Source organism: Pseudomonas sp. NPDC087804 (assembly GCF_044742965.1).
Taxonomy (GTDB): Bacteria; Pseudomonadota; Gammaproteobacteria; order Pseudomonadales; family Pseudomonadaceae; genus Aquipseudomonas; species Aquipseudomonas rustica.
Genome location: NZ_JBIUVN010000001.1, coordinates 1,511,984 through 1,528,408 on the forward strand (window position 1 = coordinate 1,511,984; position 16,425 = coordinate 1,528,408).

The 16,425-nt window shown below is 59.9% G+C and carries 16 protein-coding genes; 15 read left to right on the forward strand and 1 reads right to left on the reverse strand.

All coding sequences use genetic code 11. The features are described 5' to 3' along the window. Window position 1: 1 nt before the first annotated feature. The 12 genes from ACIOMO_RS06655 to ACIOMO_RS06710 all read left to right on the forward strand — a co-directional run bounded on the left by ACIOMO_RS06655 (window position 2) and on the right by ACIOMO_RS06710 (window position 14,053). Window positions 2-1,594 carry a Wzz/FepE/Etk N-terminal domain-containing protein gene (locus ACIOMO_RS06655; RefSeq protein ID WP_053119136.1) on the forward strand — a complete coding sequence of 531 codons (1,593 nt, stop codon included), beginning with the start codon at window positions 2-4 and terminating at the stop codon, window positions 1,592-1,594. Continuing rightward, window positions 1,591-2,682 (forward strand): glycosyltransferase family 4 protein, encoded by a 1,092-nt coding sequence (locus ACIOMO_RS06660; protein WP_401239190.1) that lies wholly within the window; start codon window positions 1,591-1,593, stop codon window positions 2,680-2,682. The genes ACIOMO_RS06655 and ACIOMO_RS06660 overlap by 4 nt, the downstream gene beginning before the upstream one ends. Next, window positions 2,679-4,049 (forward strand): O-antigen ligase family protein, encoded by a 1,371-nt coding sequence (locus ACIOMO_RS06665; RefSeq protein ID WP_401239193.1) that lies wholly within the window; start codon window positions 2,679-2,681, stop codon window positions 4,047-4,049. The genes ACIOMO_RS06660 and ACIOMO_RS06665 overlap by 4 nt, the downstream gene beginning before the upstream one ends. Continuing rightward, on the forward strand, window positions 4,046-5,014 hold the full coding sequence (locus ACIOMO_RS06670) for a glycosyltransferase (protein ID WP_401239196.1): 969 nt from the start codon (window positions 4,046-4,048) through the stop codon (window positions 5,012-5,014). The genes ACIOMO_RS06665 and ACIOMO_RS06670 overlap by 4 nt, the downstream gene beginning before the upstream one ends. Continuing rightward, the gene (locus tag ACIOMO_RS06675) at window positions 5,007-6,143 is read left to right on the forward strand and encodes a glycosyltransferase (protein WP_401239198.1); all 1,137 of its coding nucleotides are present in this window, start codon (window positions 5,007-5,009) and stop codon (window positions 6,141-6,143) included. Before ACIOMO_RS06670 ends, ACIOMO_RS06675 begins: the two co-directional genes overlap by 8 nt. Before the next feature lie 13 nt (window positions 6,144-6,156). Then, window positions 6,157-7,158, forward strand: a complete 1,002-nt coding sequence (locus ACIOMO_RS06680) for a polysaccharide deacetylase family protein (protein WP_401239201.1) — start codon at window positions 6,157-6,159, stop codon at window positions 7,156-7,158. Beyond that, complete coding sequence (locus tag ACIOMO_RS06685) at window positions 7,155-8,462, forward strand: lipopolysaccharide biosynthesis protein (RefSeq protein ID WP_401239203.1); 1,308 nt, start codon at window positions 7,155-7,157, stop codon at window positions 8,460-8,462. Before ACIOMO_RS06680 ends, ACIOMO_RS06685 begins: the two co-directional genes overlap by 4 nt. Then, window positions 8,459-10,381: a hypothetical protein gene (locus ACIOMO_RS06690; protein ID WP_401239206.1), complete on the forward strand. Its 1,923-nt coding sequence runs from the start codon at window positions 8,459-8,461 to the stop codon at window positions 10,379-10,381. The genes ACIOMO_RS06685 and ACIOMO_RS06690 overlap by 4 nt, the downstream gene beginning before the upstream one ends. A 224-nt stretch (window positions 10,382-10,605) precedes the next feature. After that, window positions 10,606-11,295 carry a hypothetical protein gene (locus ACIOMO_RS06695; protein WP_053119122.1) on the forward strand — a complete coding sequence of 230 codons (690 nt, stop codon included), beginning with the start codon at window positions 10,606-10,608 and terminating at the stop codon, window positions 11,293-11,295. A gap of 4 nt (window positions 11,296-11,299) precedes the next feature. Then, window positions 11,300-12,484 (forward strand): GNAT family N-acetyltransferase, encoded by a 1,185-nt coding sequence (locus ACIOMO_RS06700; RefSeq protein WP_401239209.1) that lies wholly within the window; start codon window positions 11,300-11,302, stop codon window positions 12,482-12,484. Beyond that, a complete protein-coding gene (locus tag ACIOMO_RS06705) occupies window positions 12,456-13,247 on the forward strand; it encodes a ChbG/HpnK family deacetylase (RefSeq protein WP_401239212.1) in 792 nt (263 codons plus the stop codon). Before ACIOMO_RS06700 ends, ACIOMO_RS06705 begins: the two co-directional genes overlap by 29 nt. Before the next feature lie 113 nt (window positions 13,248-13,360). Then, window positions 13,361-14,053 carry an N-acetyltransferase gene (locus tag ACIOMO_RS06710; protein ID WP_401239215.1) on the forward strand — a complete coding sequence of 231 codons (693 nt, stop codon included), beginning with the start codon at window positions 13,361-13,363 and terminating at the stop codon, window positions 14,051-14,053. Window positions 14,054-14,261: 208 nt separating this feature from the next. On the opposite strand, the gene ACIOMO_RS06715 is transcribed toward ACIOMO_RS06710, so the two are convergent. After that, window positions 14,262-15,059 carry a class I SAM-dependent methyltransferase gene (locus tag ACIOMO_RS06715; protein WP_401239218.1) on the reverse strand — a complete coding sequence of 266 codons (798 nt, stop codon included), beginning with the start codon at window positions 15,057-15,059 and terminating at the stop codon, window positions 14,262-14,264. Window positions 15,060-15,341: 282 nt separating this feature from the next. On the opposite strand from ACIOMO_RS06715, the gene ACIOMO_RS06720 reads away from it, so the two are divergent. Genes ACIOMO_RS06720 through ACIOMO_RS06730 form a run of 3 tightly spaced genes read left to right on the forward strand, consistent with a single transcriptional unit; the run spans window position 15,342 to window position 16,350 of the window. Next, window positions 15,342-15,635 carry a type II toxin-antitoxin system RelE/ParE family toxin gene (locus tag ACIOMO_RS06720; RefSeq protein ID WP_401239221.1) on the forward strand — a complete coding sequence of 98 codons (294 nt, stop codon included), beginning with the start codon at window positions 15,342-15,344 and terminating at the stop codon, window positions 15,633-15,635. Window positions 15,636-15,637: 2 nt separating this feature from the next. After that, window positions 15,638-15,946 (forward strand): addiction module antidote protein, encoded by a 309-nt coding sequence (locus ACIOMO_RS06725; RefSeq protein ID WP_401239224.1) that lies wholly within the window; start codon window positions 15,638-15,640, stop codon window positions 15,944-15,946. 56 nt (window positions 15,947-16,002) lie between these two features. After that, window positions 16,003-16,350 carry a hypothetical protein gene (locus ACIOMO_RS06730; RefSeq protein WP_401239227.1) on the forward strand — a complete coding sequence of 116 codons (348 nt, stop codon included), beginning with the start codon at window positions 16,003-16,005 and terminating at the stop codon, window positions 16,348-16,350. Window positions 16,351-16,425 lie beyond the last annotated feature (75 nt).

Sequence of the window (16,425 nt, forward strand, 5' to 3'; positions counted from 1 at the left end):
CATGAATCCAAAGGAAAACTACCTGCACGAGTTCTTCAGGATCTTTTTCGCCAACAAGCAACTGGTGAAACGGGTCTTCCTGATCTTTGCAGTGATCGCCCTGCTCCTGCCGCTGTTGCTCAAACAGAGCTTCGATATCACCGCGCAGGTGATCGTGCAGTCGAAAAAACTCTCCCAGGGTGACGCCACCACGTCGCTGACGGTGGACAACGCCACGTTCATTCCGCCGTCGCTGGCGGACATGGAAACCGAGAGCAATATCCTCCGTTCGCCGGCGCTGATCCGTCAGACCATCAGCGAACTGCGCGACAAGGGCGAATACACGCCTTCGCCGGGCATGTTCAGCAAACTGGTGGCCGATCCGTTCAAGCGCTACGTCAGTTCGCCGCTGCGCCAGTACGTGATCAACCCGGTGCGCAACATGCTCGGGCTGGAGACCGATCCGGTGCGTGACACCGCGCTCGACGCCCTGACCCAGCAAGCCATCGACAGCCTGAAAATCGAGACGCTGCCAGGTTCCAACGTGATCTCGATCATCTACAGCTTCCCTGATCCGCATCAGGGCACGACGTTTGTCGCCGCCCTCTTGCAGAACTATCTGGTCAGCCGTCAGGCGCTGCAATCGATCGACTTGCCGCAGTCCTTCTATGAATCGAAAAAGCAGCTCTACCAAGTGCGTCTTGATGGCCTGGAAGGTAACCGTCAGGCCTTGCTGGAAAGCGTCGGCGCGTCGGATCCGAAGGAAGAAATCACCTTCCGCCTCAACGCGATCAACACCGAAGAGCAGGCGCTGAACCTGTATCAGGATCGCCTGCTGCAGAGCCAGCGCTGGCTCGAATACCTGAAAACCGCACTGGCGGCCGCGAGCACTAACAAGCTCAACGACTACACCTTCCCCTACACCTTCACCACCACCGTCGACAACGTGGCGTTCGAAGATCGGGAGATCAAACAGATGGGCGAGCAACTGACCACTCAGGTCAGCCGCTACATGAATGATCTGGCGGTGTTCCAGCCTGGCAGCGAGCCGATGCTGCTGACCCGCGAGCAAATCGCCCGCACCCGTAGCCAGTTCCTCAAAGTGGTGAGCAACCGCATTCAGGAACGCACCAACGATCTGGCGGTGGTCAAGCAGGTGATCGATCAGAAAACCGCGCGCATCGCCCAGTTCAAGAACCGCATCCACGAGTTGCAGCAGACTCAGAGCAAGCTGCGGCAGATGGACACCGAGATCGATGCGCTGCACGCCGCGTTTTCAACCTACGCCCAGCGGTTCGCCGAAAGCAGCACCACCCGTTCGCTCAGCGACGACCTGTCCAACGCCCGGGTGCTCAGCCCGCCGTTCGAACCGACCGAAGCGGCGTTCCCGAAACCGGGCCTGATCATTCCATTCGGCATGCTCACCGGGTTGCTGTTGGCGATTGCCTTCGTCTACGTGCGTGAGTTCTTCGATCACCGCTTCAAACACCCGGCGCAAATCAGCCACGAGCTGGGCATTCCGGTGCTGTTGGTGATCAACGACCAAAACGTGCTGCCGAGCAATCCGCACAAGAACTGGACCGTACCAAGCTTCCTGCACTGGGTGCGCAATTGAGCAGCGCATCCGCCCCGAATACCGCGCTGCCGATCATTCATTTGCTCAGCAGCAGCGGTTTCTATGGGGCCGAGCGCATGTTGCTGGATCATTGTCTGGCGACGCCGGGGCAGCATCAGGTGCTGTTCCTCGACGCGCCAGCAGAACTGATCGCGCGCTTTCGCGAGGCCGGGGTCGACTGTCGCGGTTGTGCCGGACTAGCGGAATTACTGCAGCACTTGCGTCAGCGTCGCGCGGAAAAACCGTTGCTCAATACGCACAATTTCAAAGGGCTGTTGTTCGGTTGGGTTGGCGCGACGCTGTTGCGCCTGCCGTTGGTCATCACCCAACACGGTTTCACACCGCGCAGCCGCAAGCAGAAGTTTTACACCTGGCTCAGCCTGCAACTGTGCCGCACGGCGTCGGTGGATCGGGTCGTCTGCGTGGCGGAAAGCATCGCCACGCTGCACCGTGAGGCCAGCGTGCGCGCGGATAAATTGCAGGTCATTCCCAACGGTTTGCCGGCGGCTGCGGCGATGGTGCCGGATGCCGATCGGCAACGCTGGCTGGCCGGTTACGTTGGCCGTCTGAGCAGTGAGAAAGGCCCTGATCTGTTTCTCGACGCGCTGATTCCGCTGTGTCATCAACATCCGCAACTGGATGCGGTGATGCTCGGCGACGGCCCGGAACGCGAGGCGTTGCAGGCGCGGATCGACAACGCCGGGTTGCAGCAACGCATTCGTTTGCCGGGTTATCAGACGGCGATGCAACCGTGGTGGCAGCAACTCGATGCACTGGTGATCAGCTCGCGCACCGAAGGCACCCCGATGATTTTGCTCGAAGCCATGCAGGCCGGGGTGCCGGTGGTGGCGTTCGCTGTCGGCGGGATTCCCGACGTGCTGGAACACCGGCACAACGGTTTACTCGCGACACCGGCCGATTGCGCCGACCTCAGCCGTCAGCTCGAGACCTTGCTGAGCGAGCCGAAACTGGCCCGGCAGCTGCGCGACAACGCAAAACGCACGCAACAGGATCGCTACGACCTCAAGGCCCTGGCCGAACGCTGGTCGCAGCTGTACATCCGCACGGCACGGGAGGCACGCGCATGATTTTCCCGCTCTCGATCGTCAGTTTGCTCGGTCTGGTCTGCATCGCTTTGCTGGCCAGCCCTTATCCGTTTCTGGCGCCGGGAGTGGTGCTCGGCCTGGTCGGTTTTGCGGTGCTGTACCGCAAGCCGACCTGGGGCCTGCTCGGCATTGCTGCACTGGTGCCGTTCGAAGGTTTCTTCAAGGACAGTTCGTTTTCCGGGAGTAAATTGCTCGGTGCCGGGCTGGCAGTGATTTTGATGCTGCAACTGGCGCTGCACCAGATTCCTTCGGAGCGCCTGCGCAGCAATATCTGGCGCTACCTGATCTGGTTCATGGTTCTGTACTTTTTGAGCATGCTCAACACCGATGATCTGGGCATGTCACTAGGGCATCTGCGTGAACTCAGCGTCGGCCTGATTCTGTTTGTCATTACCCTGTTGATCGGTCGCGACCTTAATCTCGACCTGTTCGCCCGACTCGTCACCCTTGCCGTCAGCACCACCTGCGCGATGGCGATGTTCTCGGCCAAATTCCAGGATCAGGGCCGCGCGGCGGGCCTGCTCGAAGATCCCAACGCTTTCGCCATGCTGATTGCCTTCGCGGTGCCGATGGGTTTGCTGCTGGTGATACGTAGCCCGAACCTGCTGCACCGGTTGTTCTGGGGCGGTTGCTGCCTGCTGTTGCTGGGCGGCATGACCAAAACCGAATCGCGCTCCGGGCTGGTGGTGTTGGCACTGAGCTTGTTGATCGGCTGCTGGCACTACCGTTCGCAACTGACCCACGTTCGTCCACGGCACTTGGGTTTTGCCATGCTCGGCGCGGCCATTGTGATTCCGCTGGCGATCTACGCGATGCCGGCCGGTTACATGGCGCGCATCCAGTCCTTGAGTATTCTCAGCGCCGGTTCCAAGGCGCAGGACGAATCCCTCGGTCGCCGTGCTTCGTACATCGTCGTTGGCAGCCAGATGATCCGCGAGAACCCGCTGCTCGGCTCCGGCCCCGGCACCTTCCCGCTGCATTACGCGACCACCGGTTACGCCAAGGCGTTTTCCGCCAACCGCAAAATCGGCGACTTGTACCGTCGCGCACACAACACCTATCTGGAGATTTTCAGTGAACTCGGGGTGCCTGCCGGGCTGTTGTTTGTCGGCATGCTTGCTCTCGGTCTATACAACCTGATTCGCGCGCGGGCGGCGTGGATGCTGCGCCGCGATGCGTATCAGGCGGATCTGATGACCCATCTCGGTGTGAGTTTTCTGTCGCTGACGCTGTTCCTGATGTTCCTCAGCGCGCCGAACCAGAAATACGTGTGGATCATGCTCGCGCTGACCAGTGTCCTGCGTCTGAAAGCCGACCAAGCAGCGCTGACCACGGAGGCCAGAGCATGAGCCGGATCAGCATCGTCATTCCGATGTTCAACGAGGCGCGACACATTGGCCGCACCTTGCTCGCCGCGCAGAAAGCTGCGTTCGCCGCCAATATCGATTGCGAACTGATCGTGGTCGACAACGGTTCGACCGATGAAGGCCCGCACATCGCCCGCCAGTTTGGCGCGACGGTATTGGTCTTGCCGGGCTTGTTGATCGGCGCGTTGCGCAATCGCGGCACCGCGGTCGCCAGCGGTGAATGGCTGGCGTTTATCGATGCCGACATTGAAATGCCGGAAGACTGGTTGAAGCCGCTGTTCGAATTGGAAGCTAGCGGCCAGGCCGATGTCTTTGCGCTGGATCTGCACACCCCCGCCGAGGCGCCGTGGTACGCCACCGCGTGGCAGCGGCGCACCTTGCGCGTGTCGTCGCAGACTTCGCACGCCGTCGACTGGCTGCCCAGCGCAAACCTGTTGATGCGCCGGCGCTGGTTCGACAAGGTCGGTGGCTTCAACGAAACCCTGCGCACCGGCGAGGACAAGGAGTTCACTTTGCGCTTGCATGAACAGGGCGCGCGCCTGCTCTCGATCAACAACAGCGTCGCCTTGCACTGGGGTTACGAGATGAATTGGCGCGAGTGGATGGGCAAGGAATTGTGGCGTCAGGGCAGTCATCTGCAACTGCTGCGTACCCACGGTTTCAGCCTGCGCTTGCTGCGTTTTCCGATGCTATCGCTGTTCGTATGGTTGCTGGATTTTCTGGCGATTTCGGCGCTGCTTGATGGCTTCCCGCATCACGCGGCGATCATGGTCGCCATCACCAGTCTGCCGGGTTTAGTACTCAGTCTGCGCCAGAGCGCCAAACACCACGATATCGGCCTGACCCTGCAACTGTGGGGCCTGCACTGGGTGCGCCTGCACCTGGCCGGCGCCGCGTTCATTTTGAGTCTGTGTCATTGGAACGCCAGGAGGCCTGCCCGTGGCTGAATTCATTTTCTGGATGTGCCTGTTGCTGCCGGTCTACGCCTACGTCGGCTACCCGCTGCTGCTGACGCTGGTCGCGCCGCTGTTTCCGGCCTGGCGGCACACCCCGGCGCCGCCGCTGAATGTCAGCATCGTGATTGCGGCGCACAACGAGGCGCGGCATATCGAGCACAAGTTGCGCACGTTGCTGGCGCAGGACTATCAGCCAGCAAACCTGCAAATCATTCTCGCCAGCGACGGTTCGACCGACGACACCGTGGCCTGCGCACACAAAGTCGTTGACCCGCGCATCACCGTCCTCGACCTGCCGCGCCAGGGCAAAGCCGCGACGCTGAACGCTGGCGTAGCGCTGAGCACTGGCGACATTCTGGTGTTCACCGATGCCGATAACCAATGGTCCCGGGAAACCCTCGGTTATCTGCTTGCGCCGCTGAGTGATCCGCAGGTCGGCGGCTGTGCCGGGCACATGGTCATTCCGGTCACCGGCGGCGGCTTGAGCGTCGGCGACAGCCTCTATCGGCATTACGAAGGCTGGTTGCGCCGGGTCGAGAATCGCACCGGTTGCATGGTTTCCGCCGACGGCGCCCTGCTCGCCTTGCGCCGCGAGTTGTTCCAGAACGTGCCGGCCGAGGTTAACGACGATTTCTTTATCAGCACCTGCGCACCGGTCGCGCACAAACGCATCGTCTATGTGCCGGAAGCGCAAGTGATCGACCACGGTGTCGATGAAGCAGACAAACAATTCCGGCGCCGTCAGCGCGTCACCGTCGGCGGTTTGCAAAGCCTCGCGCAACGTCGTGAGCTGCTCAATCCGCTGAAATATGGCCTGTATTCGATTGCGCTGATCAGCCACAAACTGATCCGCCGACTGGCGCCGATCCTCTTGTTGCCACTGCTGCTGAGCAACTTCTGGCTGTGGCAAGAACACGGTTTCTACCGCCTCGCCCTGATCGCGCAACTGATCGGCTACGCCATCGCGATTGCCGGGCTGCTGGATTCGCAACACCGTTTGCCAAAACCCTTCCGCCTCGCTGCGTTTCTGCTGGTCACCCTCGCCGGGATGAGTCTCGGCCTGTGGCAGTTCCTGCGCGGTCAGCGGTATGCCCAGTGGAATCCCGAACAGAACCGTTAAAAGGACTGAAGCCATGGCGATCAAACAACTGCTAAAACGCACCAGTGGCTGGCTCTATCTCAACTCGTCGATGGGCCGCAACCAGTTGCACGGCGCCGGGGTGATTTTGATGCTGCACCGGGTGCTGGCCAACGACCTCGCCGCCAACCTGCCGCACCGCAATGAACTGTGCGTCGGGCCCAAGGCGTTCGAGCATTTGCTGGTGTGGCTGCGCAAGCATTTCGATTGTGTGCCGCTGATGGAAATCCTTCAGCCCAACTCGCTGCGCACCGAGCGCCCACGCGTGGCGCTGACCTTCGACGATGGCTGGCGCGACAACGCGGTCAACGCGTTCCCGCTGCTGCAAAAACATCAGGTACCGGCGAGCATTTTCCTCTCCACCGATTTCATTGGCAGCCGTCAGCGTTTCTGGTGGGAAAGCCTCGGCGAAACCCTGTGGGGCAGCCACGGCGAAAAGGCGCGGATGCATTTGATCGAGTGCCTCCAAATGATGCATCACCCCTTGCCGGTGATGCTCGATGACATTGATGTCGATCGCCGCAGCCTGGCGTTGCTGCACTACCTGCAAGGGCTGAAGTCGCTTGACCCGAAGGAGCTGGAAAAGCTCACCGACGAATGCCCAACGGAATCGCAACCGCAAGCGCTGGACTGGCATCAAGTCCGCGCGCTGGAAGCTTCGGGACTGGTGCGTTTCGGCCCGCACGGCGCCAGTCATGCGATCCTCACCGGCCTTGATGATCAGCGCCTGAACGAAGAAATCAGCCGCAGCCGCAATGCCTTGTACAACGGCTGCAACCGGCCACTGCCGGTGTATTGCTACCCCAACGGCGACAACGATGAACGCGTGCGCGAGCAGATTGCCAATCACGATTATCCGTTCGCGCTCGGCACCGGCACCGGTATCTATCGCGGCGAAGGCGAACCGTTGAACCTGCCGCGTTTCGGCGTCAGTCAGCGCACCGCGCGCAATCCGGAATTGTTGTCGTGGCGGATTTTTCGCGGGGCGCGGCCATGAGCCGAGGCACCTACCTCAAACATCTGGCGCTGAGCATGGGCACCAAACTGGCGATGATCGCCCTGCGTTTGCTGCGCAACGTGCTGCTGGCGCGGATTCTCGGGCCAAGTGAGCGCGGCTTGTTTGCGCTGCTCAGCACCCTGCCCGACTTGATCAGCGCCGCCACCAGTGGCGGGCTCAATTCGGCGGTGGGTTTTCAGGCGGCCAAGCAGCGGCCGATGGGTTTGTTGCTGAGTCAGGTGTTGGTGTTTGGCTGTTTGCTGGCGGCGCTGCTGACCTTGCTGGTCGTGGCGCTGGTATGGGAATTCGGCAGTGAACTGGATGTGACGATGCAGCTCGGTTTGCTCGCCTGGCTGTTGCTGCTGGCGGTGCCGCTCACCGTGTTGAAAAGCGGTTTGCTGACGTTGCACAACGCCTCGGGTGGCGTGGTCGCGTTCAATGCCTTGCGTCTGGTCGAATCGCTGGCGCCGCTGCTGCTGTTTCTCGCGCTGTTCTGGATGTGGAAAAGCGCCGCCCTCGAAGCCGCGCTGATCAGTTGGCTGGCCGGGATCAGTCTGGTGGTGCTGGCCGGTTGGGTCTGGCTCAAACGCGCGCAGCCGTTACAGCTGCAATGGGATCGCGCCAGCCAGAAAGAACTGCTGCGCTATAGCGCGCGCAGTCATCCGGATCTGCTGTTCCAGCAGGTGATATTGCGCTCGGATTATCTGTTTATCGGCGCCCTGCTCGGCAGCACCGCCCTTGGTCATTACGCAATGGCCAGCGCCGCCGCCGAACTGCTGCTGATCGTCCCGGAAGCGGTAACCACGCCGCTGATGAAACGCCTGCTGCAACAGGACGAAGGCATGGACAAGGTCACGCCGCTGGCCCTGCGCCTGACCGCGACGGTGATGCTCGGCGCGTGCCTGACCATGGCGGTGATTGGCGAATGGCTGATCGTCACGCTGTTTGGTGCGGTGTATCAACCGGCCTATCCGGCGCTGCTGGCATTGCTGCCGGGGCTGTTGGGCCTGTGCTACGCAAGCATTTTGCGCCTGGACTTGCTCGGTAAAAATCGCCCCGGCACGGTGTCGATGCTGATGGGTTTGGGCGCGCTGCTGAACCTGGCGCTGAACCTGGTGATGATTCCGGCGTACGGAATTGTCGGCGCGGCGGCGGCTTCGTCGATTGCGTATCTGGCAGTGACGGTGGCGATGCTGGTGCTTTATTGCCGCTTGAGCGGCGTGCCGTTCTGGCAAACCCTGATCATCCTGCCGCGCGACGTCACACCGATGTGGCTGATGCTGCAACGGCGGAAAACCGCATGAAAGGCCTGGCCCTGCTGCTTGGTCTCGGCCTGTCGCTGGACGCCTTTGCGGCGTCGATGCGCTGGGGCGAGATTCGCGACGGCAGCCTGTATCTGCAAGCGGATCGTCCGGACACGGTAACCGTGCGCTGGACACCGGCGTGGCAGGCTGAGGCCAATGAAGAACATGTGTATTTGCTCGATGGCCAAGGCAAGTTGCAGGGTGATCGGTTTATCAAAGCCAGTGAAACCCGTGGCAGTCAGAGCTGGCCGTTGTTGCCCGGCGCGGCGAGTTATCGACTGGAAATTCCCGGCTACAGCTTCCGCAATTACCGCGTCGAACATGACGAGCGCACGGTGGCGTTGTTCGCCCCAGCGAAAGTGCATTTCAGCGCCGATACGCACAATGGCGACGAGTTGTATTTCAAAGTCGCAGCGGGCGAGCACGCAGTGCTGGCCGGCAAGTTTCATGGCGGCGTCAGCGGTTTGCAGGCGCAGCGCGTTGGCGATGATCAACAACTGACACTGGCGCTGAAACCTTATCGCGCTTATTGGCAGTTCGATCAGGTCGCCCTGCCCGTCAGCGAGCGCGAACAGGTCTGGCGCCTGCGTTTGCAAGGCAGCGGCAAAGCAGCGTTCTGGCTGGATGGCACGGCCAACCTGTTTGCGCAGAATCCGCAGCAACTGAAGCCGCTGCGCGAAGACGCCGGGCACACCCGTTTGACCCTGCACGACAAAGTCCTCGGGCGCACGCCGGATCTGGGCATCGCCCTGCCCTACGTGATGCCGCCGCCGGCCAGTCACGCCGTGCTGGACGCGCTGAAACCGACCGCTGCGAGTTACTACAGTTTTGTCGATGTGACGGCGAAGAACCCGCATTTCGAAGACGCGTTCCGAAAGGTGTATCAGGATCGTTTCGGCATCAAACAGGACATCACCTTGCTTGCCGGCAGTCAGCGACAGGCGGATCTGCGCGCCGATGTGCAGAGCAACAGCGGCCTCGATGCGTGGCTGGCCAGCACCCGAGCGCTGGGCGGCAAAGGCACGCATTACATTGGTTTTGCCGATGAGCCGAATCTCAACTATTCGAGCTACGCGCAGTATCAGGCGATTTTCGCCAGCATGGCTCGGCAGGTGCGCAGCGATCCAGCGAATGCCAAGGCTGGTGTGCGCATTGCCATGCCGGCCAGTTCGCGACTGGTCAACGGGCCGTTCGCCGACAACGCGGCGGATAAACGCGGGATCGACTGGGCGCGGCGCTTGCTTAGCGAATCAGGCGATCAGGTCGATGCGCTGGCGTGGCACGAATGGATGATTCGCGACCTGCTCGCCACGCGCGTTTATCGCGACAGCGTGCGTCGCGCCGCCGACCTGGTTGGCCTCGACAGCAAAGGTCAGCCGCGCAAGGCCTTGCTGCTCGATCAGACCAATATGTCCAGCGGCTCCAGCCTCAGCCCCTACGATCAGGAAACCCACTACGCTTCGCTGTGGTGGGCGTCGGTGGTGATCAACGCCTCGCAGGACGGCTTGTTGAGCATGCTCAACTGGTTCCAGGCTGCCGATGAGCCGCAATATCCCAAGGGCATGCTGCGGGTCTCGGCGGATGAACAACGTTTCGAGTTGAAACCGGTCGGCCTGGCGCAGCAGTTTATCGCCCAGCATTGGCTGCATCAGGTGCTGTGGCTGGAAAACGATTCCTTTGAAGTCGATGTGCTGGCGATGGCCGGCGACGATCAGCGTGGCTTGCTCGGGGTGAACAAGGGCACACGCCTGCAGCGCATGGAACTGAGCGGCGCCAAGTGCCCGCTGCACAACGGCGCCTTGCGCTACTTCGGCACCGACAACCGCAGCCGCGACGCACCGTTCACCTGCCGCGATGGACGCGTCAGCTTTGATCTGCCAGGCCAGACCCTGTTTGCACTGAGCTGGATCGCGTCATGAAGCCAATTCCGAACATTCATGAGAAAGGCCAGGCGAACTTTAACCCCGATGTGATTGAGCTTTTGTGGCGAGGGGATTTATCCCCGTTCGGCTGCGCAGCAGTCGTCGCTTCTTATCCTGTTAAAGCGAGGCCGCTTCGCAGCCCAACGGGGATAAATCCCCTCGTCACAGGAGTTCTCTCAACAATTAGGGTCGCTGCGCCGAAAGGTTCAGGAGCACACACCATGGGCATCGTCAGCAAACTCAGCGAGCACATCAAACAAAAAGGCCTGCGCGCCACTTTGGCGAAAGCCTGGAAACACTACGTTTTTTCCCATCAGGAACTGCTGTGGATGGAGCGTGATCTGGTCAGCCCGGTGCCGCCGCACAACCTCAAACCCTACCCGCCATTGCAGGTAGTGAAGATCACGCCAGACAACGCCAGCGCCTTCGCCCGCAACTTCGGTGACCGCGTCGGCACCATGGCTGAACTGGCCAACGAAGGCCACACCGGGCACATGCACCTCGACGATCAAGGCGCTGCCGTGGCGTTTATCTGGGGCAGTTCGCGGGACTATTTCGACCGGCATTACTACGGCTGTCTGTTCCCGGTGAAACCCGGCGAGTTCTTCGAGTTTGGCGGCGAGTTGACCCGCAAATATTGGGGCACCGAGCTGTCGGTGGATCTGCAACTGGAGCTGTGGAAAGCCATGGCTGCACAGGGTTGCGACAAGGTCGTCGACGTCTGCGAATTTCACAATATCCCGGCGCTCAAGCTGCACCTGCGCATGGGCTATACCGAACAGGGACGGATCATGAATGTTTACACCTTGTTCAGTCGCTGGCGCTTCTACCGCGAAACCCGCTACAGCGGCTCGCGTCTGGACGCACTGCGCAAACCGTCCCGTCCACCCGTAACAGCAACGGCGGCCTGAGCCTATGGTGACGCGATTTGAATGGCGCACTTCACTGTGCGCCGCCGATTTCCCCGAAGCAGCGTATGAAGCGCTGCGTCTGCGGGTGACGGATCACACGCCGTTCAACAGCCTTGGTTGGTTGTGCGCGGCCGAGCAGGCCCTTGGTACGGATGAGCGTCTGCACATCCTGCTGGGTTGGGAAGCGGACGAATTGCGTCTGTGCCTGCCGCTGGTGGCGAGTCGCGAACGCTTTGCCGGCGTGCCGTTTCGGGTGCTGCATCACTTGGGTTATCCGCTGGCGGATCGCTTGGCGCTGCTGTCGTTGTTGGGCGCTGAGGACATGCGTCAGGCGCTGAATATGATTCGCCAACGTGTGCCCCACGCGCTGCTGCAACTCAATGAATTGTCCGAACCTGCCGGTGAAGAAAGTGCGCTCACCGAATGGATGGCGCACAGCTCGACCGGTGAACGACGGCTGAGTTGTCGAGTGCCGGTGCACCTGATCAGCGAGGCCGATCATCAGGAAGTCTCCGGTGATCCGCGCTACAAACTGCGACGGGCGCGCAAGCGGATTGCCGCGTGTGGCGCTGAGGTGCGCAGAATTACTCCCGATGCGATGAGCATGGGCCCGCTCTTGCAGACCATCAGCGAAGTCGAAGCGGTGAGCTGGAAAGGTGACGAAGGCGTAGGTATTTTTGCCAGCGAACCCAGTCGCCAATTGATCGAACGCGCGTTCATCGCCCTCGCCGGCCAAGGCCTGGTGCGGGTGGTCACGCTGGAGTTGAACGGGCGCTGCATCAGCTATCGCCTCGGCCTGCTGGAACAAGGTCGGCTCTACGATTACAACCTCGCCTTCCTGCCGCAATACGCCGATCTGGGCAGTGGCCGGGTGCTGCTGGAGGAATGGATTCGCTGGGGGCTCGACGATCACTGGCACTGGATCGATGCCTCGCGGGTCAGCCTGGAAAACTCCAGCCATCAACTGCACGAACGCATGACCGGACAACTGGAGCACTGGCGCTGGAGTTTTTATTCCTGGCGGCCGAGTGGTCTTGTCCTCGGTCTGGGCTTGCGCCTGTGGCATCGACTCAAGCCGCGCGTACAAGCCTGGCGGGCGCGGCGTGCCGAGCAAGCGAAACCTGTTTTGAAACCTGTCGCGATCACCACGGAGGGCGAACATGCCACGCCAAGTCATAGTCAACGCTGACGATTTCGGCCTCAGCCCGAACGAAAACGCGGTGATCTTCGCTGCCTTTCAGGCCGGGGCCATCAGTTCTGCCACGGCCATGGCCAACATGCCGGCGTTCGAAGCGGCGTGCGCGATGGCCCGGCATCCGACGTTGCAAGGCCGGGTTGGACTGCACTTCAACCTGACTTACGGGCGACCGTTGAGTCAGGCAATTCTCAAGCGCCGTACATTCTGCGACGACCATGGCGTGTTCGACCTGAGTCTGCCGCGCCATCGGTTGTGGCTCAGTCGCGAAGACCGAGAGGCGGTGCGTGAAGAATTGCAAGCGCAGTGGCAGCGTTGCGTCGATCACGGCGTGCGGCCGAGTCATATCGATTCGCACCAGCACGTGCACAACATCTGGCCGATCGGCGAGATCGTCGCGCGGTTTGCCGCGCATCAAGGTGTGCCGATTCGACTGGCGCGCAATCTGGGGCAAAACCTCAATCTGCCCAAGCGCGTGTTCAAGGGTTTGCTCAATTGGCGCTTGCAGAGTCTGGCTGGTGTGACGGCTGACTATGTGTGCACGCCGATCGACCTGCGCAATGACATTTCGCCGACCGACGGCGTGCTGGAAATCGTCGCCCACCCGACACAACTTGGCGGCGATTTTGGTGATGCTTATCTCAACCCTGACGAGTCCCTGAGCCGCGTGCTAGAGCAGCGTTTGACGGGCGTTCCACGGGTTTCCTATGCCGATCTGAACAAGGATTTTCTACGCGGTACCGCCGCACTCGATTGAGTTACATACCTTGCAATACTTTCGAAGATGGCACTTTGAAATGAACTGGCAAGGGTGATCTATACCCACAAAAGCGACATCCACAACACCGGGCTTCGGCCACGGAGGGCATCATGAGCTTTATCAAAAAACTACAAGAACGCATCCGCCAAAAAGGCTTGGGCCGCACCTTCGGCACGTTGTGGAAACGTTACGTGTTTTTCCATTGGGAACTGTTGTGGATGGAGCGTGATCTGGTTACTCCGGTGCCGCCGCACAAGCTGCGTCCCTACGAGGGCCTGAGCAAAGTCGACATTACGCCGGAGAATGCCGTTGCGTTCAGCAAACATTTCGGTGACCGCGTGGAGACCATGGCTGAGCTGGCGACCGAGGGTCACACCGGGCATATGTACCTCGATGCGGATGGGCATGCGGTGGGGTTTATCTGGGGCAGCATTCGTGACTATCACGACCGTCATTATTACGGCTGCACCTTCCCGGTGAAGCAGGGTGAATTCTTTGAGTTTGGCGGTGAGATGATCCGCACGTATTTCGGCAGCAGCCTCTCGGTGGACGTGCAGGTGGCGCTGTGGGAAGCGATGGCGGCGCAGGGTTGCAACAAAGTGGTGGACGTCTGTGAGACGCACAATATTCCGGCGCTGAAGCTGCACATTCGCATGGGCTATCACGAACAGGGGCGCGTGATGCACGTGTATTGCCTGTTCGGACGCTGGAAGTTTTTCCGTGAGACGCGGTATGAGGGCTCGCGGCTGGAACCGCTGCGTAAGCCAGGGCGGCCGGTGGTGAGTGCGGCGGCGCAGGCTTGATTCAGTTCCGGAATTTGTATCGGCACTGATGTCGTCATCGCGAGCAGGCTCACTCCTACAAGGGATCTGCTATGCGCTGAATACCAGTGTAGGAGCTGCCGAAGGCTGCGATCTTTTGACTTTGAAGATCAAAAGATCGCAGCCTTCGGCAGCTCCTACAGGATTTGTGTATGGCGCATAGCCAATGTGGGTCGACTCACTAAAGCATTCAGGCCTTGGTGGCAACCAAAGTAAAGCACATCGGCATCTGCGCCTCTTGATTCAAATACTGGTCATACACCTCTTCCCGGTTCGAGTGCGGATACTCCTTGAAATGCGCAATATTCAGCCCCGCCGCAATCGCGCCACTGAAAATATCCCCCAGCGTATGCACAAACCAATACGACTTCGCTGCCTGCTGCTCAACCTTGCCGACATACACAATCGGCTCTTCCTGCACAAACGGCTCGGTACGGAAATACGAACTGGCGAGCTGATACGGATCTTCCGCATCCGGATCAACCATTTCCAGAAACGGATGGGTTTCATAGATCACCAGTTTCCCACCCGGTTTCAGCGTCGAGACGACATGACGGAAAAACTCGCCAATGTCCGGCATCCAGCCGAACACGCCAATGGTGATCAGCGCCACGTCAAAACGGTTGTGCAAGGACGCCGGCAAATGATGGATATCGGTCTCGATGAACTCGGCGTTGTGTGGTGAACGGCGGTTCAGCTCACGCGCCTGATCAAGAAACGCCGCCGACTGATCGACCCCGACCACACTCCGCGCACCGTGGGCAAACAGCGACAGACTCTCGCGGCCATTGTTGCAGCACAGCTGAATCACATCCTTACCATCGACCTCCAGCAACCCGCTCAAGGTCTCATCAAGACAAGAGAAATCCGCCTGCGCAACTTCGCTGAGCAAGTCCTGCCAGTCAGGCGAATCCTCATGATGGCGGGCGGAATCGTTCCACGCCTGTCGATTGCTCTCGATGGCGGTTTTGTTCTTAGGCACTTCCATGGCGCACTCCGGACGATGCTCGTGATTGAGCGAATCCGAGTCTAGATCACCCCGCCAATCGCGATTGTTGCAAACTTGTAAGCCACACCGTGTAGGAGCTGCCGCAGGCTCGGGCCGCGTTCGGACGATCTTTTGATCCTGCTTTTAAAGATCAAAAGATCGCAGCCTGCGGCAGCTCCTACAAATGAATTGGATCGTGCCTACAAATACCAACGATTTTTCAAGGTTTGATAGACGACTTGGCTGACTGCGCAAAAGTATCCACTTGGATACAGTCAAGCAATGGATTATCTTATTCAACAAACAGCAGCCTTCCAGGCTTGGCACCGTTCTATTCGAGACCTGCGGGCAAGAGTCGCCATCGCACGTCGCATCGATCGGGCCTCAACAGGAAATCTCGGCGATGTTAAATCGGTGGGTGATGGCGTATCGGAAATGCGCGTAGATGTGGGTGCGGGCTTTCGGGTGTATTTCACGATGCGTAACGGTGCAATCATCGTTCTATTGGCTGGAGGCGATAAGTCCTCACAGAGCGCAGACATCCGCCGCGCACAAAAAATGGCTAAGGAGGTTTAACCATGAGCCAGACTTTGACGAATTTCGACATGGCAGCACTGCTGGACAGTGACGAAGCGATAAGCGAATACCTGTCTCAGGTACTCGCAGACGGGGATAACGAAGAGTTTCTTCGTGCAATCGGCTATGTGCTTAAGGCACGCGGAATGACGCAGGTAGCCAAAACGTCAGGCATGGGTCGCGAGAGTCTGTACAAGGCGTTCGCGCCTGGTGCAAAACCGCGCTTCGACACGGTTTTGAAAGTTATGCATGCCCTCGGCATTGATCTTTACGCACAGCCGGGGCATGCGATCAATCACCCAGTCGCTTGAATGCAGACCAGCTATAGTTAATAGCCTTGGGGAATACCGCACTCGCAGGTGCCGCCATGCTGATGCTCGAACGGCTGTCGTTGATGGGTTGTCTGCTTGCTGCCACTCAGGCGCAGGCGCTGGACAGCAATTTTGTGTACTACGGGCCTAACCAGCCCTTTGCCCACCCTGCCCCGTATTCACTGAATGCGACGCCGCCGCGATCTTATGAAGAGGCGGCGCCGCAGGATTTTGTGGTGATCCCGGGTGACCATGAGTTCTACGATTCACAACTGCCGACGGTGGCGGATGCAACGGTGCGGGTGTTTATTCGCACGTACGATGCCGAGCGCGGGATTTATGTGAATGACGAGGTGCTGGATCCCGGTTGTTTGCTGGAGTGTTTGAGTCGGCAGCAGCACTGAATACCGAACGCCCACTGTAGGAGCTGCCGAAGGCTGCGATCTTTTGATCTTGATCTTAAAACAAGATCAAAAGAT